The organism is Peribacillus simplex (assembly GCF_001542915.1).
Lineage (GTDB): Bacteria > Bacillota > Bacilli > Bacillales > DSM-1321 > Peribacillus > Peribacillus simplex_B.
In genome coordinates this window covers 43,835-63,421 of the sequence record NZ_LNNH01000019.1, presented here as the reverse complement: position 1 = coordinate 63,421, position 19,587 = coordinate 43,835, and the positions used below count along the sequence as shown (strand labels likewise).

Below are 19,587 nucleotides of genomic sequence, written 5' to 3'. Positions count from 1 at the left end.
CCGAAAATTTAGTCAATTCAAGGAGGAAATGATATGTCTAAGCGTAAAAAGATCACAGTGGTCGGTGCAGGCTTCACGGGTGCCACGGCAGCATTCCTGGCAGCCCAAAAAGAACTTGGCGATATCGTGTTAGTCGATATTCCGCAAGCTGAAGGCCCTACAAAGGGTAAAGCGCTTGATATGGCGGAAGCAGGTCCCGTCCTGGGCTTCGACGCTAACATCACCGGCACTTCCGATTATGCCGATTCAAAGGATTCCGACGTAGTCATCATCACTGCCGGTATTGCTCGTAAGCCAGGTATGAGCCGTGACGACTTAGTTCAAACCAACCAAAAAGTTATGATATCCGTAACCAAAGAAGTGGTTAAACATTCTCCGAATACAACCATCATCGTTTTGACCAACCCAGTGGATGCCATGACGTATACCGTTTATAAAGAATCAGGTTTCCCAAAGGAGCGTGTTATTGGGCAATCAGGTGTTCTTGATACAGCCCGATTCCGAACATTCGTAGCACAGGAATTGAACTTGTCCGTTAAGGACGTGACTGGTTTCGTACTTGGCGGACACGGGGATGATATGGTTCCCCTTGTACGTTATTCTTATGCTGGCGGTATTCCTTTGGAAACATTGATCCCCCAAGAACGTTTGGATGCAATCGTGGCACGCACCCGTACTGGCGGCGGGGAAATCGTGAACCTTCTTGGAAACGGCAGCGCCTATTATGCACCTGCTGCGTCCCTGGTGGAAATGGCTGAAGCGATCCTCAAAGACCAACGCCGTGTTCTTCCGTCAATCGCCTATCTTGAAGGTGAATACGGATTCGAAGGAATTTACCTCGGTGTGCCGGCTGTATTAGGTGCTAACGGCATTGAAAGAATCATTGAACTTGAATTGACTGACGACGAAAAAGCGGCGCTTTCCAAATCGGTTGACTCAGTTAAAGCAGTCATGCAAGTCCTTCAGTAAGGGAGACGTGTAGGTTCCCTTGATATCAAATGCCCGGACATGGGGGGTAGGCCAATGCCTATCTCCCCATATTCGGGCTGTTTTTTTACCCGACTGATTGGGGACAATGAAAAAGTGGAATCGGATCGATGATTTTTTTTATGTGTAAATTTCAGATAATATTCTTTATAATGGAATTGGATGAGTAGACTGAAGAATTTGGTCTATGGGGTAATACATATTGCAGGAGGATCTAATGTCAAAGAAAATTCTCGTAGTGGATGATGAACAATCAATCGTTACCTTACTTCAGTACAACCTAGAACAAGCAGGCTATTCGGTGATCACGGCTTTGGATGGAGAAGAAGGCCTTCAGGCTGCTGTGGATGTACGTCCCGATTTGGTCGTATTGGATTTGATGCTGCCGAAAATGGATGGGCTTGAGGTATGTAAACAGCTCCGCCAGCAGAAAATCAATATACCGATCCTGATGCTGACAGCCAAGGACGATGAATTTGACAAAGTACTGGGACTTGAACTTGGAGCTGATGATTACTTAACCAAGCCATTTAGTCCACGTGAGGTTGTGGCAAGAATTAAAGCCATACTAAGAAGGTCGCAGCTGCAATCCAATGGAAGTGAGGCAGGTCAGGATCAGGAAGATGGTCTCTTGGAGTTGGGGGAATTGAAAGTGTTTCCTGATCGATACGAAGCATTCTTTGATGAACAGCAATTGGAATTGACACCAAAGGAATTTGAATTACTATTATATTTGGCGAAGAATAAAGGAAGGGTATTAACGAGGGACCAGCTGCTCAGTGCAGTATGGAATTATGATTTTGCGGGGGATTCCCGGATCGTCGATGTGCATATTAGCCACCTTCGTGAAAAAATCGAGAAAGATACAAAAAAACCTTTATATATCAAAACGATCAGGGGCTTGGGCTATAAGCTTGAGGAGCCGAAAAAGGAATGACAACCTATCGTAAAAAGCTCCTGTTTACCCTCATCACGCTTGTGATGGTCGTCCTGATGGCCGTGGGCTTTTTATTGGGACATTTGTTCAAAAGCTATTATATTAAAACTTTTAATGAGCGTATACAGAATGAAACATTTTTCATATCTACATATATTCAAGAACATGGGGGGATCGACTCCTTTTTGGAAAAAGGGAAAACGGCAAAGCTGACGCCCCTCCTGGATTCGAACTTAACCATTCTCTCAACGAACGGGGAGATATTATACGATTCGACTTCATCCAATGAGATACTCAAGAACCACGCAAATGTCCTTCGTGAAATTACGTTGGAAAAAGGGCGTAAGCATGGGGAAGGGTATGAAGTGGTTGAAGGGGACTCGGACCTTCATTATTATTGGAAGACGATTGAAAAGGATGGCAAGATTGAAGGTTTTGTCGTACATAGCAACGAAATCGAAGCCATTCATCAGGTGAATAAGCAAATGTGGCAAATTTTGATCATTTGTTTAGGTGTGGCCTTGATCATCATTCTCATGCTTGCCAGTAAAATCACTTCTTATTATACCCGGCCGATCGAGGAAGCGACGATGGCAGCCATTGAATTGGCCAAAGGGAATTATGGGACTCGGACATTGGAACGGCATTCGGATGAAACGGGGATGCTGACGACGTCCTTGAACATATTGGCAAGGAACCTGCAAGAAACCGAGATAGCGAGGGAAATGAATCAGGATCGCTTGGAAACGCTTGTTGAAAATATCGGAAGCGGCGTCCTGCTTATAGACAGTAAGGGCTATACCACCGTAATCAACCGAGAATTCAAAAAAAGCTTCCGTGTGGATGCCGCTACGTTTTTGTTTCAGGAATATTATTCGGTCATTAAAGATCAGGAAGTCATCTCGATCATCGAAGAGATTTTCCGAACCGAAAAAACGATAAAACGCCAGGTGAAGATACCGCTTGCCATCGAGCGCAAGCACTTTGAAATATATGGGGCGCCTATCATCGGGAATCATGACGAATGGAAGGGGATCCTGCTCATTTTCCATGATATCACCGAATTGAAGCGGCTCGAGCAAATGCGCAAGGATTTCGTCGCCAACGTTTCCCATGAATTGAGGACTCCGATCACTTCCATCAAAGGCTTTTCGGAAACCTTATTGGATGGGGCCCTAAAAGACGAAAAAACCTTGAAGCACTTTTTATCGATCATCTTGAAAGAAAGCGACCGGCTGCAGGAACTCATTCAGGAGCTTTTGAATTTATCCAAGATGGAGCAGCAGGAATTCGTTCTGAAAGCAGGCGTCGTTGACATGACGAAAGTCCTTGGTGAAATACAGGAGATGCTTATAGGAAAGCTGAAGCAAAAAGAAGTAATGCTTCAGATCAATTCATCACAGAACCCGGTATTCGTTGAAGGGGAATCGGACAGGATCAAACAGGTGTTCATTAATTTGATAACGAATGCACTGACCTACACGCCAAATGGCGGAAGGGTATCCGTCAATGTCATTGAACATGAACAGACTGTGGACATCACCGTTCAAGATAATGGAATCGGAATCGACGAAAAGGAATTGCCGAGGATTTTTGAACGGTTTTACCGCATTGATAAGGCGAGGAGCCGTGATTCGGGCGGAACGGGAATTGGGCTGGCGATCGTCAAGCATATCATTGAAGTCCATAAAGGGAAAATCAAAGTGGAAAGCACACCTGGCGCGGGAACGACATTTACGGTTACGCTAAATAAAAGCTTAAAAGGAAAAATGTAATTCGCGGTAATTTACATAGCGTTTACAATTCCTTAAAATGGACTTCATAATGGCGGGGTACAATGATTGTACAACCCCTCATCCAAGGAGTTAAGCACGGACAGAGACAAAGCGTCTCTGTCTTTTATTTTGGGCATTTGCGACTGGAGTTATCTCACGGCAATTTAATTAGGCAAATATTTCATTTTCATGAAACTTTAGACCCTTCTTTGCGTAAATAAGATATAACGGCAAAGAAGGGGTGATACCTATCATTAGCTTAAAAAGGATCTATACGATCACAGGACTTGTTTTTCTTATTATAATTTTGGGGGTTGTTGCGATAACGACCTGGTACACGGTTGATGAGTCCGATCAAGCTGTCATCATGACGTTCGGTAAGGTGGAGGAGACGATCACGGAACCAGGTCTTCACGTTAAACTGCCTTGGCCGATCCAATCGGTTGAGAAGCTATCGAAAGAAACATTCAGCCTTAAGTTCGGATATAAGGAAGAGGACGGAGAAGTGAAGGACTACCCGAGTGAGACGAAAATGATTACGGGTGATGAAAACATCGTGCTGGCCGACCTGGTTGTTCAGTGGAAAATCACCGACCCTCCAAAATATCTATACAATGCAGATGATCCGGAAAAAATATTGTATGACACCACTTCCGCTGCATTAAGGAGCATCATCGGCAGCACGAAAATCGATGATGCACTCACTTCCGGGAAAGCGAAAATCGAAGCGGATGTACGGGAATTATTGACCCAGCTAATGGAGAAGTATGATGTTGGGATTTCCATTTCAGCAGTTAAGCTCCAGGATGTGGAGTTACCGAATGAAGAAGTGCGGAAAGCGTTTACGAATGTGACGGATGCCCGTGAAACGGCCAATACGAAAAGAAACGAAGCCGATAAATATGAAAATAAACGGATGAATGAAGCGGTAGGGGAAAAAGACGCCATCCTTTCGCAGGCCAATGGGGATAAAGCTGCCCGTACCGAGGCCGCTCGCGGGGATGTGGCGGTTTTTGAAAAACTATATAGTGAGTATAAAGGCAATAAGGGAATTACGAAGGACCGTCTTATTATTGAGACCCTAGAGGGAGTATTGCCGAATGCCGAGATTTATATCATGAATGATGATGGAAATACGATGAAATATTTACCGCTTCGTTCCCTTGAAAAAGAGGAAACGAAAAAAGCGCCGGCTCCTGAAGAGGATGCTGCCGATATGGAAGCGAAGAAGGAGAATCCATCGGAGGAAAAAGCGACAGCGGAAGGGGGCGCACAACGATGAGCGGGAAAATAATCGATTTCACTGAGCTGAAAAAAGGCGATTTTCATTGGAGGGGCTATTTCAGGATCGGCATCTTCCTCATTATCTTCATCGTCCTGCTGCTGATCGTCTTCACCAATGTCTATATCGTCAAAGAAGGGGAATATAAAGTCGTCCGTCAATTCGGTGAGGTTGTTAGGATCGATAAGACCCCGGGATTAAAGGCGAAAGTGCCATTCATCCAAAGTGTCATGACCTTGCCGAAGTACCAAATGAGTTCGGATGTATCCGAGGCGGAAATCAATACGAAAGATAAAAAACGGATGCTGATCGATAACTATGCAGTTTGGAGAATCGAAGACCCGAAGAAGCTGATTACAAATGCAAGGACGTTTGAAAATGCGGAAACGAAAATGGAGGAGTTCATCTATTCAGCCGTTCGTTCAGAGCTGGGCCAATTGAATTATGATGAAATCATCAATGATGAGAAGTCGTCCAGAGGAAGTTTAAATGACCGCATAACGGAAAAGGTCAACGAGCTGCTCCAAAATGACAATTATGGCATCAGCTTGACGGATGTCCGGATAAAAAGGACGGATTTGCCTGCTGAAAATGAAGCGTCCGTTTTCAAGAGAATGATTTCCGAACGTGAATCGAAAGCGCAAGAGTACCTTTCCAAAGGTGACGCGACGAAGAACCGGATCGTTGCGGATACGGATCGGAAGGTGAAGGAGTTGCTCTCGACTGCGGAGGCGAATGCCGAAGTGATCAGGGCAGAAGGAGAAGGGGAAGCAGCGAAAATCTATAATAAATCATTTTCCAAGGATCCGGAATTCTATAAACTATACCGGACTCTTGAATCCTACAAAAAGACGATTGGCGATCAAACGGTCATCGTTCTCCCGTCGGATTCCCCCTATGCAAGCTTGTTAATGGGAAATACAAAATAACCGCATAGCCGTCATTTTTCTTTCCGCTTCTACTCATGGTAGAATAGAGGGAGAAAATGAACGGCTTTTTTTGCGATATAAATAGAAGCTGAAAATACATAAACCTGTTGGTCTGGAGGTAGACGGATATGGATAAAAAATTAGTACTCATAGATGGAAACAGCATTGCTTACCGTGCATTTTTTGCGCTTCCGCTCCTGAATAATGATAAAGGGGTGCATACGAATTCCGTTTACGGATTCACGATGATGCTCAACCGCATACTCGCAGAGGAAAAACCAACGCACATACTGGTAGCCTTTGATGCGGGCAAGACGACATTCAGACATGCGACATTCAAGGAATATAAGGGCGGACGCCAAAAAACGCCCCCGGAATTGTCCGAGCAATTCCCCTTCATTCGCGAGCTGCTCGATTGTTTTCAAATAAAAAGGTATGAGCTGGAGAATTATGAGGCAGATGATATCATCGGTACACTGTCGTTACAAGCAGAAAAAGACGGCTTCGAGGTCAAGGTCATTTCCGGTGATAAGGATTTGACGCAACTATCCTCCCCTAGTACGACGGTTTCGATCACGAAAAAGGGAATTACTGAAATCGAGGAATATACACCAAAGCATATACACGAAAAATACGGACTATCCCCATTGCAGATCATAGATTTAAAGGGGCTGATGGGAGACGCTTCCGACAATATCCCCGGGATACCGGGCGTTGGCGAGAAAACCGCACTTAAGCTCTTGCATCAATTTGAAACGGTAGAAAACCTTCTTCAGTCGATTGAAGAGGTAAGCGGACAAAAATTGAAAGAGAAGATAGAAGAACATAAAGATCTGGCCCTTTTAAGCAAGGAGCTTGCCACGATAACGAGGGAAGCGCCGATTGAAGTTTCCCTGAACGAGACCGAGTACAGCGGGATCGATCAGGATCGGGTCATTTCATTTTATAAAGAGCTGGGCTTTTCGACCTTGCTCGATAAATTGGATGTTGCGGAAACTGTCCCGCTTGAGCAGGAAAAGATCGAGGTCAAGACGGCGGAAATGACGGAAGGCATGTATGCGGATGAAAGTGCTCTATATGTGGAAATTCTAGAGGATAATTATCATCGTGCCGACATCATCGGGATTGCCATCAGTAATGAGCTTGGTCATTTCTATTTCCATGGTGATAGTGCTTTGAACTCCGCGGCATTCAAATCCTGGGCCGAGGATGAAACGAAAAAGAAAACGGTTTTCGATGCGAAACGAACTGTCGTGGCACTCCGCCATCGGGGAGTCGAAATAAAGGGCATCGATTTTGATGTATTTTTGGCCTCTTACATCCTGGATCCTGCGGAGTCAGTGGATGAAGTGGCGGAAATCACGAAAACCCAAGGCGCGATCCGTCTTGAAACCGATGACGTGTTCTATGGAAAAGGCGCAAAACGCATGATTCCTGGTGAAGCTGAATTAAGCGAGCATATTGCCAGAAAATCGAAGGCGATCCTTTCTTTGAAAGGACCGATGATTGATAGGCTTCATGATTTTGAGCAATTTCATTTATTGACGGACCTTGAGCTGCCATTATCGATCATCCTGGCAAACATGGAATGGCAAGGCATAAAGGTGGATATTGGCCGTCTGAAAAATATGGGGCAGGAATTGGCTGGACGCTTAAGAACGATCGAAGCGAGGATTTTTGATTTGGCTGGCGAAGCTTTCAATATCAATTCACCTAAACAGCTTGGAGCCATCCTTTTTGAAAAATTGGAGCTCCCGGTCATGAAGAAAACGAAAACAGGCTACTCCACTTCCGCTGATGTGCTGGAAAAACTGGAGAGCAAGCATGATATCGTGAAGGAAATATTGCTGTACCGCCAGCTTGGGAAGCTTCAATCCACATATATCGAAGGCTTGCTTAAAGTGGTCAATGGCAAATCGGATAAGGTGCACACCCGTTTCAACCAAGCCTTGACCCAGACAGGCCGCTTAAGCTCGACAGATCCCAACCTGCAAAATATTCCGATCAGGCTGGAAGAAGGAAGGAAAATCAGGCAGGCTTTCATTCCTTCCGAGAAGGATTGGATCATTTTCGCGGCTGACTATTCGCAAATCGAATTACGCGTGCTGGCACACATCGCCAATGACAGCGGACTTGTGGAAGCATTCCAGGCTGGGATGGACATCCATACAAGAACGGCGATGGATGTCTTCCATGTATCGGCGGAGGAAGTCACATCGAACATGAGACGCCAAGCCAAAGCGGTCAACTTCGGAATTGTTTATGGAATAAGCGATTACGGGTTATCACAAAGCCTGGGCATTACGAGAAAAGAAGCTGGGGAGTTCATCGAGAAGTATTTAAGAAGCTTTCCGGGTGTACAGGAATATATGGAAGAAAGCATCCATGAAGCCCGCCAAAAAGGATATAGCACCACCCTCATGCAAAGAAGGCGCTATATACCTGAGATTACGAGCAGGAACTTCAACATCAGGAGCTTTGCGGAACGTACGGCGATGAACACGCCGATCCAGGGAAGTGCCGCGGATATCATCAAGCTTGCGATGATCAACATGAACAAGCGCCTGATCAAGGAGGGGCTCAAGACGAGGATGCTCCTACAGGTGCATGATGAATTGATTTTTGAAGCTCCGCCGGAGGAGCTCGAAATCCTGAAGGTGATCGTTCCAGAGGAAATGGAAAATGCCATCGGATTGAACGTGCCTCTTAAAGTGGATTATGCCTTCGGGCCAACATGGTTTGATGCCAAATAAGAAAAGATAGGTGATAGTAATGCCAGAACTTCCAGAAGTGGAAACAGTCAGAAGAACGTTAGAGCAGCTTGTCCTTGGAAAAGAAATCAAGGAAGTGTCCGTCTTCTGGCCAAAAATCATTAAAGCACCCGAGCCGATCGAACAGTTTCAGCATGCCTTAAAGGGACAGACGATTCATCAAATCGGCAGGCGGGGCAAATTCCTGATTTTCACCTTGGATGAATATTCGATGGTTTCGCATTTAAGGATGGAAGGCAAATACGGGGTGCATCAAAAGGAAGAACCTTATGATAAGCATACACATGTGATTTTCACGTTCACCGACGACAGTGAGCTTCGCTACCGCGATGTTCGTAAATTCGGCACGATGCACCTGTTTGCCAAAGGCGAGGAATTGGAGCGGTTGCCTTTGCTGCATTTGGGGCCTGAACCGTTATCCGAGGATTTCACCGTCGAGGGACTTCGGGCTAAATTGGCCAGGACGAACAGGAAAATCAAGCCTGTGCTCCTTGACCAAACGGTTGTCGTGGGAATCGGGAATATATATGTGGACGAGTCGTTATTCCGTTCCGGCATCCATCCGGAGAGGATAGCCTCCTCACTCTCCTTGGAAGAAATCGAAAAACTGCATGCTGAAATCATTGCCACACTTGGTGAAGCTGTCGAAAAGGGAGGAAGCACGATTCGTTCATATGTCAATTCCCAAGGGCAAATCGGCATGTTTCAGTTGGAATTGAATGTCTACGGGCGAAAGGGCGAGGACTGCAAAACATGCGGCACACCGCTTGAAAAGCTGGTTGTAGCAGGGCGCGGCACACATATTTGCCCACGATGCCAGCCGTTAATTTAGCTCATGCATTTCACACACATCGGATGGGCTCCTTCCATATACTAGGGTAGCAACGAGTAAGGAAGGAGTAATATTCCGATGTGGCTACAAATTATCTTTCTTGCATTTGCAGTTAGTATCGACGGTTTTGGTGTAGGCATGACATTTGGTATGCGGAAAATGAAAATCCCGCTTAAGTCAATAGCGGTCATCTCATTTTGTTCTGCTTTAAGTTTAGGCATAGCGATGGTCATCGGGCAATTCATCAGTCAGCTCATATCCATAGATGCGGCTGAAAAAACGGGGGGCATCATTCTCATTTTCCTTGGTGCCTGGATGGTATACCAATATTTCAAGCCTGATAAAGATCAGAAGGATGATAGATATCACGAAAAGATCATCTTCAATTTTGAAATTAAATCACTTGGGGTCGTCATCAATATTTTACAAAAACCCTTGAATGCCGATTTTGATAAATCAGGTACGATCACCGGTGTCGAAGCGCTCGTATTGGGGTTTGCGTTATCATTGGATGCATTCGGGGCTGGTGTCGGCGCGGCCATGATCGGGATTTCCCCCATCATCCTCGCCGCCTGCATCGCCGTCATGAGTTCAATCTTCATATGGAGCGGGATTCAAAGCGGAAAATTACTTTCAAATAATAAAGTGGTTCAGCATTTGACCTTTCTTCCGGGTGTGCTCTTGATATTAATCGGATTATTCAAGTTATGAAATAGGATGTGAGAGGGGGAGCTTATGGGACAAATCATCGGAATCACCGGGGGCATCGCCAGCGGGAAAAGCAGTGTCAGCCTCTACTTACAGGAGCTCGGTTTCACGATCATAGATGCAGATCTGGCTTCCCGTGCTGTCGTTGAGCCTGGTGAAGAAGCCTTTCATCAAGTGGTTCGTGCATTTGGTGAAGATATTTTATTGGCGGATGGGACCATCGATCGTGCCAAGTTAGGATCGATAATCTTTCATGATCAGGAAAAAAGACTGCTGTTGAATAGCATCGTGCATCCAGCGGTAAGGAAGTGGATGCGCCTCAAAACGGAAGAGGCGCTTGCTGCAGGCAAAGAAACGGTATTCATGGACATTCCGCTTTTATTCGAAAGTAAGCTGACCTACATGGTCGAAAAAACGCTTTTGATCTATGCGGATGAACGGGTTCAATTGGAGCGCTTGATGAACAGGAACGGTCTATCGGAGGCGGAGGCCCTGGCCCGAATCCATTCACAGATGCCTTTAGCTGATAAGAAAGCTCTAGCGGATGCGATCATTGATAATAATGGAGAACTGAGGGAAACGAAGAAGCAAGTCAGGGCCATACTCAACGAGTGGCATGTCATATAGTTGTCATTAAAGGAAGGAACCAGTAGGTTTCTTCCTTTTGTGTTGAAAAAACAGGATTAATCCGCATTTTTATTAGCACAATTAATCTTAATTATGTTATACTAATTACATAAGAGGGGTAATAAGTATAACATTAATATTTTTCAGGAGGGTCCGAACAATGAATTCAAGAATAGCGATTAACGGATTTGGGAGAATCGGGAGAATGGTTTTCCGAAAGGCCATATTAGATGAGAGTTTGGACATTATTGCAATCAATGCAAGCTATCCTGCTGAAACGTTAGCCCATTTACTAAAGTATGATACGATACATGGTAAATTCGACGGAATCATTGTAGCGGAGGATGATTCACTTGTTGTGAATGGCCGCCGGGTACAACTTATCAATAACCGCGATCCAAAGCAATTGCCTTGGAAAGAGATGAACATAGATATCGTAATCGAAGCTACAGGCAAATTCAATGAACGTTCCAAAGCGGCTCTTCATTTGGAGGCAGGGGCAAAACGGGTGATCTTATCTGCACCGGGGAAAAATGAAGACGTTACCATTGTCATGGGCGTCAATGAGGAAGTGCTCGAAATCGACAAGCATTTTATCATATCCAATGCATCCTGTACGACTAATTGTCTTGGGCCTGTTGCAAAAGTGCTTGATGAGAAATTCGGCATAAATAACGGTTTGATGACGACGATCCATTCTTATACAAATGATCAAAATAATATCGATAACCCGCATAAAGACTTAAGACGCGCCCGTGCCGCTGCGGAAAGCATCATTCCTACGACGACAGGAGCTGCAAAAGCCATCTCCCTCGTGCTGCCTCAATTAAAAGGCAAGCTTCACGGAATGGCCATCCGCGTACCTACACCTAACGTGTCCTTGGTCGACCTTGTTGTGGACTTAAACCAAGATGTCACCATCGATGACGTGAACCAAGCATTCATCGATGCCTCGGAAAATGAACTGAAAGGGATTTTGGAGTTCACGACGGAACCACTGGTTTCCTGTGACTTCAAAACCAATCCGCATTCCGCCATCATCGATGGGCTGACAACGATGATGATTGGCGATAGGAAAGTGAAGGTCCTAGCTTGGTATGACAATGAATGGGGTTACTCCAACCGCGTAGTCGACCTGGTGAAATTGGTGGCATCCGAATTGAAAAAAACAGCGGAAGTTGAATTATCCGTAAAATGATCCTGCTCGGATATTATCGTGTACCTTTTGTGAAGGACCTATAAAATGGGCTAAGCAACTTGAAGGAGGTGCTGTCTGCAATTTGCAGGCGGCATCTTTTTTTAGGTTCCGCTGTCTTTCGATCATGGATGGAACGATCGAGGTACAGTTACTCCCGAGTTTATTCCTTGCATTGAATTTGAACCGGAGTTTTCATTCAGAGTGGGGAGGGGGGGCGATACTCCTGCGGCTACATAGTCAAGGGGAGATGCCGAAAGCGTAAACGCCGAAGATAGGGAGCGCCTGCGGTGTAATGGGACGTTCTTAAGCGATAGGTAATAGAGGTTTTACTTAACGTTACGGTCCCCATTAGTACTCTCCATGATCGACTTTTTTTGCCCTTTTTTTTCAACAGTTTCATGGATTTCCTAGCAGCTATGAGCAACAGCAATAAACGGGAGTGAAGGCAATCTGGCTTTCTTGAACTTCGATTTGGCCATTCGGAAAAGCAGTTTATCTTTCCAAAACTTCAAATTTGCAGTTGCAAAAAAAATTCAAACCATATATACTATGAATCGTGAACTTCTTCAAATGCGGTTTGCATGATGGCTACTTAAAGGGTTAGGACCTCTTTGGACTAACTTTCCCCCGTGGTAGTTATCAGAACTAATTTTAACTATTGTAAGGGGGAAGCTTAATATGGAAACAGCTTACACTATGGAAACAATGGGTAGACATGTCATTTCTGAACTTTGGGGTTGTGACTTTGAAAAACTGAACAATATCGATTTGATTGAAAAGATTTTTGTTGATGCTGCTTTGAAATCAGGTGCAGAGGTACGTGAAGTTGCCTTTCACAAGTTTGCTCCACAAGGAGTCAGCGGGGTTGTCATCATTTCTGAATCACATTTGACGATTCACAGTTTTCCAGAACACGGCTATGCGAGCATCGATGTCTATACATGCGGTAACTTGGATCCGAATATTGCAGCAGATTATATTGCAGAAGCTTTAAATGCGCAAACACGTGAAAATATCGAATTACCACGTGGATTAGGTCCGGTACAAATGAAAAAAACCAATATAAGTGCCCTATAAAAAACACGTATACACAGAGATGCCATGGGTGCATCTCTTTTTTAATTGCCATGATCCAGCCGTTTCTGACGGTGTGAAAAATAAAGGCAAGAAGTGGCTGCAGCCTTCAAGTTACACTTTTTACTTGTACTGGCCGTTCCTTTTAATATAAGATTGAGCTAGAAGATAATTTTACTTGGGGAACATTTAGATAGGGGAGTCCTACATAAAATACGGAGCTGATAATGATGAAATGCCCATCATGTCAATATAACGGAACAAGAGTGCTCGATTCCAGGCCTGTCGATGAAAGCAAATCGATTCGACGTCGCCGTGAATGCGAGGCATGCGGTTTTCGATTCACGACATTTGAAAAGGTGGAGGAAACACCGCTTATTGTAGTCAAAAAGGGCGGGACACGGGAAGAGTTCAGTCGTGATAAAATCCTGCGTGGCTTGATCAGGGCTTGCGAAAAACGGCCGGTTCCCTTGAAAGAGCTAGAGCAAATTACCAGTTATGTAGAGAAGGAACTACGCAACCAGGGCATATCGGAAGTGAAGAGCGACAATGTCGGCGAAATGGTGATGGACAAGCTGGCTGAAGTCGATGAGGTTGCCTATGTAAGGTTCGCATCCGTCTATCGGCAATTTAAAGATATCAATGTCTTTATCGATGAACTGAAGGATTTGATTAATAAAGAAAGAAAGCAGAGCTGAAGATTCACTTTGGCTCTTTTTTCACTACATCTTTTGAAAGGTTTGAATGGAGATGTCAATGCATTGGCAAGAATTGCTCCCAGCGGATTCATACTTGGTCTCATCTGCGGGGCTGCTTCATGATTATGATCGGAAAATACTGACCCGACTATATCAACCTCTTATTGGACCTATTTGCATTAGCCTATACATGACGCTGTGGAGTGAGCTGGAGGAAAACAGGCTATGGGCGGAAACCTCCTCTCATTATCAATTGATGAATACCATCGGACTGAAGTTAGGTGACATTTACGAAGCGCGTTTATTACTTGAGGGAATCGGTTTGCTGAATGTATATAAGCAAACGAAAAACGATTCGAAGGAATTCATCTATGAATTGAACCCGCCGCTGTCCCCGCAGCAGTTTTTCACGGACGGGATGCTGAATATCTACCTATACAAAAAAATCGGCAAAGCGCAATTCAATCGGTTAAAGCGATTCTTTTGTGATGATCAGATCCTGACAGATCAATATGACAGGGTGACAAAGTCTTTTGCGGAGGTCTTCTCATCGGATCATTTGGACTCTTTATATGTAACGGATGAAGCGAAAAATGAATGGAAACCGATGCCCGAACAGCGTTTCATCGACCGGGCGGAGGGGGTCGAGCCTTCGGGGTTCGATAGCCTATTTGATTTTGAGCTGTTATTTGCCGGGATGAAATCCTCGATCGTGCCCAAAAAGGCCTTTACGCCGAAAATTAAAAGCACGATTGCCAAACTTGCTTTTTTATATGGCATCGATCCGCTCGAAATGCAAAAACTAGTGATGGATGCCGTTTCATTGGATGATGAGATCGATGAGGAGAGTCTCCGAAAAGCGGCAAGGGATTGGTATCAAATCGAACGGCAGGCTGATATGCCATCCCTTGTCAATCGGGTGCAGCCGGTTCGTGAACGGACGCAAAAAGCGGAACCGAAAACGCAGGAACAAGAGCTGATCCGCCATTTGGAAACCATTTCACCACGCGAGCGCCTTATGCAATTGTCCGGCGGTGCGGAACCATCAAGCGGGGATTTGAAGGTGGTGGAAGGCGTGATGATCAATCAAAAGCTCAATCCGGGTGTCGTCAATGTCCTGATTGAATATGTCATGCTCAAAACGGATATGAAATTCACGAAGGGCTATGTGGAAAAGCTGGCTGGCCATTGGGCGCGGCTGAAGGTTTCCACCGTCATCGAGGCGATGGAGTTAGCCAAAAATGAACATCGGAAATATCAGGACTGGGCGCAAGGCAGCAGGAATGCGGCCAAAGGCGGACGGAAAAAGACGATTCGGGAAGAAGTGGTTCCGGAATGGCTGGAGAAAAAGGAAGAAGCTGTGCAGGAGCAGAAAGCCGATCAGCCTGAATTGGATGCCCAAAAACGTGATCTTCAGGAGAAATGGAAACAGTGGAAAGCAGGAGGTGAAATGAACGATGGAAAAGATTAATAGATCCCTTAACAAATTGGCGAATACGAACCAATTTCAACAGCGGTACGAAAAGCTGAAACAGGAGATTTTTGAAGACGAGCAGGTGCGATTATTCTTGAATGCCCACAGTTCGACTGTCACGGAGGAAATGATTGATAAAAACCTGGGAAAGCTTTATGAATTCACTTCACAAAGCAATAAGTGCGACAAATGTCCAAGCTTGGATGGATGCATCAATATGATGCATGGGTATTATCCGAAATTGGTCGTTCAAGGGAAGGCATTGAATCTGCATTATGAAGTCTGCCCGCGGAAGCTCGCGGAGGATGAAAAGCGGAAAAGGGAGAAGTTGATTCGCAGCCTATACGTGCCGAAGGATATTTTAAGGGCATCGATCGAGGATTTTACCCAAACGGATGATGACAACAAACGCTTGGATGTTTTAAGTAAAGCGATGTCGTTCATTATGGAGTATGAACCGGGAAAAAGGCAAAAGGGCTTATATATATATGGGAAGTTCGGCGTTGGCAAAACGTACTTGTTAGGTGCGATTGCCAATGAGCTTGCGGAAAGGCAAATTGCCTCCCTTATTGTTTATGTACCCGATTATTTAAGGGAACTTAAGGGGTCGATCGGTGATAATACGGTCAATGAGAAAATTGAGATGGTTAAAACGGCACCGGTCCTCATGCTGGATGATATTGGGGCCGAGTCGATGACGAGCTGGGGGCGCGATGAAGTCTTCGGCCCGATCTTGCAATTCAGGATGCTGGAAAACCTGCCCACGTTTTTCACTTCGAATTTTGATATGAATGGCCTGGAGAATCACCTGACCTTTTCACAGCGCGGTGAGAAGGAGGAAGTGAAGGCGGCCCGGGTCTTGGAAAGAATTCAATATTTAGCGGAGCCTGTAAGACTTGATGGAGTGAACCGCAGAAGATAAAGGAAAGTGATCTCTGATTAGAGGTCACTTTTTTCTTTAATACAGCCCCCATCCACTTCTAAACCTGTCCCCGCCTCCATATACTTGAAAAAAGGAGCAAGGGGGAAGGGGGGATGTCGTAGTGCAAATTTCGTTTCAAAATGATTTAGAGGCATTGAAATTGCTGGATTTCGTTTCTGTCCATCCATTAGGGGCAGAATTTCGACCATACATTCGATTTCTTCCGCAGCAAGGCATGCATGTGGACATGACAGAGTCTTCAGGTGAAAAGTGGCTGATCCTGCTTCGTGACTCATTCCATTCATTTTTATTGGAAGAAAAGACGCTATCCGTACTTGAGCAAATCATCGTCGGGAAGTTTTTCTATAGGGAGCGGGAAGAAATCGAAGCAATCATTGAAATTGCCTCATCCATCATTGAAGGGGAAAGGTCCGCGAAGGGGGATGCGGCATTCAGAACGGAGAAACGCTCGATCGAGCAGGGACTGCAAAGCATTTTGGAGGGGAGGGTATCTTTTTCATTCGATTCCTTCACGACCTTCCGATTGAAGTCATTCCAGCACACGTTGGAGAAGTATGTAGTCAAGGCGATTGATGAATATAAATTGGAACAGGACTATCAAAATTTCATCGCTACGCTCCGTGATTGCCTTTTTGGCCAAGAGCCGAAATTAACAAAGCTTCACCTCGTCAACCGTGATGGTTTTCATTTCTATGATCAAGGATTCACCAAGCTCGACCGCCCGAGAATCAATAGTTTAATCGATAGGAGACTGCTTGCCAAAAGTTCACTTTTTCTCGACACGGTGATACTGGCCCCGCTGTTATCGATCGCACCCGTTAACTTATACATCTATACGGATGACAAGGAAGAGGGGCTGATTCAAACGATCTCAAGGATTTTTGAAGAGCGGGCGACCGTTCTGCCACTTTCGTCATTTTCCCGTGCAAATGAATAACTTTCTTCGGAAAGAGAAAATTAACCTTGATTTTCCCCGTATAACAACTTATAATTTCCTACATACTATTAAAAAACAAAAGTTATGATGAGGACAAGGGTATTCTGATATTCGATTTGCAGAGAGGGAAGCCAACAGGCTGAAAGCTTCCTATTCGCATGGAACACTTACCACCTTTAAACTTCGGCTCGGAAAGCAGGCATTCTTGCGAATATGAGCTGACGGGAAGCTGCCGTTACCAAGTTACAAGTGCCGTTTTGCCTTGAAAAGCAAAATGGAACGAGGGTGGAACCGCGGGTTAATGATTACTATTACTAAGCTCGTCCCTGTATTTATACAGGGGCGGGCTTTTTGTGTTGGATTGGAATCAGCCGCCTGCAAGGAATTTGTCTGAACAATTAGAGGGAGTGAAACTGAATGTCTGAATTATTGAAAATATCTTTTCCTGACGGAGCGGTTAAGGAGTTTGCCAAAGGCACAACAACTGAAGAAATCGCGCAATCGATCAGTCCTGGCTTAAGGAAAAAATCCATTGCCGGAAAATTCAATGGGGAATTATATGACTTGAAACGTCCGCTTTTAGAGGACGGGACGATTGAAATCGTCACACAGGACGCACAGGATGCACTTGAAGTACTGCGTCACAGTACAGCTCATTTAATGGCCCAAGCCATCAAGCGCTTGTACAAACATGCTAAATTCGGTGTGGGACCAGTCATCGAGGGCGGTTTTTACTATGATATCGATTTAGAGGAATCATTGACTCCCGAAGATCTTCCATTGATTGAAAAAGAAATGAAGAAAATCGTTAATGAGAACTTGGAAATCTCCCGTATCGAGGTCAGTCGTGATGAAGCCATTTCCCGTTTTAAAGAAATTGGCGATGAGTATAAATTGGAGCTGATCGATGCGATTCCTGCCGATCAGCAAGTAACGCTCTATGAGCAAGGGGAATTCTTTGACCTTTGCCGCGGAATTCACGTTCCATCAACTGGGAAGATCAAGGAATTCAAGCTTTTGAGCATCGCTGGTGCTTATTGGAGAGGCGATAGCAAAAACAAAATGCTTCAGCGTATATACGGAACGGCGTTCTATAAGAAAGAAGAACTGGCCGAGCATCTGCGCTTCCTCGAAGAAGCCAAGGAACGGGATCACCGGAAAATCGGCAAGGAACTGGACTTGTTCATGAGCTCACAAAAAGTCGGGCAAGGGCTGCCGATGTGGCTGCCGAAAGGCGCGACCATTCGCCGGACGATCGAAAGGTATATCGTCGATAAGGAAGAACGTCTGGGTTATGACCATGTCTACACACCTGTAATGGGAAGCGTGGACCTATATAAAACATCCGGACACTGGGATCATTACCAGGACGGCATGTTCCCGGTCATGGAGATGGAAAACGAACAGCTCGTTTTACGTCCGATGAACTGCCCGCATCACATGATGGTATATAAAAACAGTATCCACAGTTACCGCGAACTGCCGATCCGGATCGCCGAGCTTGGCTTGATGCACCGCTATGAAATGTCAGGTGCGCTTTCCGGCCTTCAGCGTGTACGCGGGATGACATTGAATGATGCGCACATATTCGTCCGTCCCGATCAAATCAAAGAAGAGTTCAAGCGTGTTGTCAACCTTGTCCTCGAAGTATATAAAGATTTCGATATCAAGGATTATTCATTCCGTTTGTCTTATCGCGATCCGCAAGATACAGAAAAGTATTTTGATGATGATGCGATGTGGGAAAAAGCGCAGGGCATGTTAAAAGATGCCATGGACGAACTTGGATTGGATTATTTCGAAGCGGAAGGTGAAGCGGCATTCTACGGTCCTAAGCTTGATGTTCAAGTGCGTACTGCCTTAGGAAAGGACGAAACGCTTTCCACTGTTCAGCTCGATTTCTTGCTTCCTGAGCGTTTTGATCTTAACTATGTCGGGGAAGATGGCAAGCAGCACCGTCCGGTCGTCATCCACCGCGGTGTCGTTTCGACAATGGAACGCTTCGTCGCATACTTGATCGAAGAATATAAGGGAGCATTCCCGACTTGGCTGGCACCTATCCAGGCACAAGTGATTCCGGTCTCTCCTGAAGTGCATTTGGATTATGCGAAAGAAGTGCAGGAAAAACTTAAGGCGCAAGGCATTCGCGTCGATCTGGATACACGTGACGAGAAAATCGGTTACAAGATCCGTGAAGCGCAAATGCAAAAAATCCCTTACATGCTGGTTGTTGGCGACAATGAGGCCAAAGAAGGCAGTGTGAATGTGCGTAAATACGGTGAACAAAAATCGGAAACGATCGCTTTTGAAGATTTCGTTGCATCCATTAAAGCGGAAGCAAGCCGCTAATGGCAAAAGAGGGGCACATAAGTTGTGTCCCTCTTTTCATTCAGTCATGATAAAATGAGACCACCA

16 protein-coding genes are annotated in these 19,587 nt (G+C 45.2%); all 16 read left to right on the top strand.

All coding sequences use genetic code 11. From position 1 onward, the window contains the following. Positions 1-33 precede the first annotated feature (33 nt). The 16 genes from mdh to thrS all read left to right on the top strand — a co-directional run bounded on the left by mdh (position 34) and on the right by thrS (position 19,521). Positions 34-969, top strand: a complete 936-nt coding sequence (gene mdh, locus AS888_RS11080) for a malate dehydrogenase (RefSeq protein WP_061142215.1) — start codon at positions 34-36, stop codon at positions 967-969. 235 nt (positions 970-1,204) lie between these two features. Further along, positions 1,205-1,924, top strand: coding sequence for a response regulator transcription factor (locus tag AS888_RS11075; RefSeq protein ID WP_061142214.1), 720 nt, complete (start codon positions 1,205-1,207; stop codon positions 1,922-1,924). Further along, on the top strand, positions 1,921-3,699 hold the full coding sequence (gene pnpS, locus AS888_RS11070; protein WP_061142213.1) for a two-component system histidine kinase PnpS: 1,779 nt from the start codon (positions 1,921-1,923) through the stop codon (positions 3,697-3,699). The genes AS888_RS11075 and pnpS overlap by 4 nt, the downstream gene beginning before the upstream one ends. A 250-nt stretch (positions 3,700-3,949) precedes the next feature. After that, positions 3,950-4,981, top strand: a complete 1,032-nt coding sequence (gene hflK / locus AS888_RS11065; RefSeq protein ID WP_061142320.1) for an FtsH protease activity modulator HflK — start codon at positions 3,950-3,952, stop codon at positions 4,979-4,981. Next, positions 4,978-5,910 carry a protease modulator HflC gene (hflC, locus tag AS888_RS11060; protein ID WP_061142212.1) on the top strand — a complete coding sequence of 311 codons (933 nt, stop codon included), beginning with the start codon at positions 4,978-4,980 and terminating at the stop codon, positions 5,908-5,910. The genes hflK and hflC overlap by 4 nt, the downstream gene beginning before the upstream one ends. 128 nt (positions 5,911-6,038) lie before the next feature. Next, positions 6,039-8,663, top strand: a complete 2,625-nt coding sequence (polA, locus tag AS888_RS11055; protein ID WP_061142211.1) for a DNA polymerase I — start codon at positions 6,039-6,041, stop codon at positions 8,661-8,663. 19 nt (positions 8,664-8,682) lie between these two features. Continuing rightward, positions 8,683-9,513 (top strand): DNA-formamidopyrimidine glycosylase, encoded by an 831-nt coding sequence (mutM, locus tag AS888_RS11050; protein ID WP_061142210.1) that lies wholly within the window; start codon positions 8,683-8,685, stop codon positions 9,511-9,513. A 78-nt stretch (positions 9,514-9,591) separates the two neighbouring features. After that, entirely contained in the window at positions 9,592-10,224 is a 633-nt protein-coding gene (gene ytaF, locus AS888_RS11045; RefSeq protein ID WP_061142209.1) for a sporulation membrane protein YtaF, read from the top strand. Positions 10,225-10,248: 24 nt separating this feature from the next. Beyond that, on the top strand, positions 10,249-10,848 hold the full coding sequence (gene coaE / locus AS888_RS11040; RefSeq protein ID WP_061142208.1) for a dephospho-CoA kinase: 600 nt from the start codon (positions 10,249-10,251) through the stop codon (positions 10,846-10,848). Positions 10,849-11,008: 160 nt separating this feature from the next. Then, complete coding sequence (locus AS888_RS11035) at positions 11,009-12,046, top strand: glyceraldehyde-3-phosphate dehydrogenase (protein ID WP_061142207.1); 1,038 nt, start codon at positions 11,009-11,011, stop codon at positions 12,044-12,046. Between the two features lie 696 nt (positions 12,047-12,742). Continuing rightward, entirely contained in the window at positions 12,743-13,123 is a 381-nt protein-coding gene (gene speD, locus AS888_RS11025; protein WP_061142319.1) for an adenosylmethionine decarboxylase, read from the top strand. Between the two features lie 227 nt (positions 13,124-13,350). Continuing rightward, positions 13,351-13,818 carry a transcriptional regulator NrdR gene (nrdR, locus tag AS888_RS11020; RefSeq protein WP_061142318.1) on the top strand — a complete coding sequence of 156 codons (468 nt, stop codon included), beginning with the start codon at positions 13,351-13,353 and terminating at the stop codon, positions 13,816-13,818. Between the two features lie 58 nt (positions 13,819-13,876). Then, positions 13,877-15,289, top strand: a complete 1,413-nt coding sequence (locus AS888_RS11015) for a replication initiation and membrane attachment family protein (RefSeq protein WP_311316475.1) — start codon at positions 13,877-13,879, stop codon at positions 15,287-15,289. Further along, positions 15,276-16,214, top strand: a complete 939-nt coding sequence (dnaI, locus tag AS888_RS11010; protein ID WP_061142204.1) for a primosomal protein DnaI — start codon at positions 15,276-15,278, stop codon at positions 16,212-16,214. The genes AS888_RS11015 and dnaI overlap by 14 nt, the downstream gene beginning before the upstream one ends. Before the next feature lie 121 nt (positions 16,215-16,335). Continuing rightward, on the top strand, positions 16,336-17,172 hold the full coding sequence (gene ytxC, locus AS888_RS11005) for a sporulation protein YtxC (protein WP_061142203.1): 837 nt from the start codon (positions 16,336-16,338) through the stop codon (positions 17,170-17,172). A 417-nt stretch (positions 17,173-17,589) separates the two neighbouring features. Next, positions 17,590-19,521 carry a threonine--tRNA ligase gene (thrS, locus tag AS888_RS11000; RefSeq protein ID WP_061142202.1) on the top strand — a complete coding sequence of 644 codons (1,932 nt, stop codon included), beginning with the start codon at positions 17,590-17,592 and terminating at the stop codon, positions 19,519-19,521. Positions 19,522-19,587 lie beyond the last annotated feature (66 nt).

Excerpts from the sequence above, each read along its gene's own strand:
- mdh (WP_061142215.1), top strand. The coding sequence starts at position 34 with ATGTCTAAGCGTAAAAAGATCACAGTGGTCGGTGCAGGCTTCACGGGT.
- AS888_RS11075 (WP_061142214.1), top strand. The coding sequence starts at position 1,205 with ATGTCAAAGAAAATTCTCGTAGTGGATGATGAACAATCAATCGTTACC.
- pnpS (WP_061142213.1), top strand. The coding sequence starts at position 1,921 with ATGACAACCTATCGTAAAAAGCTCCTGTTTACCCTCATCACGCTTGTG.
- hflC (WP_061142212.1), top strand. The coding sequence starts at position 4,978 with ATGAGCGGGAAAATAATCGATTTCACTGAGCTGAAAAAAGGCGATTTT.
- polA (WP_061142211.1), top strand. The coding sequence starts at position 6,039 with ATGGATAAAAAATTAGTACTCATAGATGGAAACAGCATTGCTTACCGT.
- mutM (WP_061142210.1), top strand. The coding sequence starts at position 8,683 with ATGCCAGAACTTCCAGAAGTGGAAACAGTCAGAAGAACGTTAGAGCAG.
- ytaF (WP_061142209.1), top strand. The coding sequence starts at position 9,592 with ATGTGGCTACAAATTATCTTTCTTGCATTTGCAGTTAGTATCGACGGT.
- coaE (WP_061142208.1), top strand. The coding sequence starts at position 10,249 with ATGGGACAAATCATCGGAATCACCGGGGGCATCGCCAGCGGGAAAAGC.
- AS888_RS11035 (WP_061142207.1), top strand. The coding sequence starts at position 11,009 with ATGAATTCAAGAATAGCGATTAACGGATTTGGGAGAATCGGGAGAATG.
- speD (WP_061142319.1), top strand. The coding sequence starts at position 12,743 with ATGGAAACAATGGGTAGACATGTCATTTCTGAACTTTGGGGTTGTGAC.
- nrdR (WP_061142318.1), top strand. The coding sequence starts at position 13,351 with ATGAAATGCCCATCATGTCAATATAACGGAACAAGAGTGCTCGATTCC.
- AS888_RS11015 (WP_311316475.1), top strand. The coding sequence starts at position 13,877 with ATGCATTGGCAAGAATTGCTCCCAGCGGATTCATACTTGGTCTCATCT.
- dnaI (WP_061142204.1), top strand. The coding sequence starts at position 15,276 with ATGGAAAAGATTAATAGATCCCTTAACAAATTGGCGAATACGAACCAA.
- thrS (WP_061142202.1), top strand. The coding sequence starts at position 17,590 with ATGTCTGAATTATTGAAAATATCTTTTCCTGACGGAGCGGTTAAGGAG.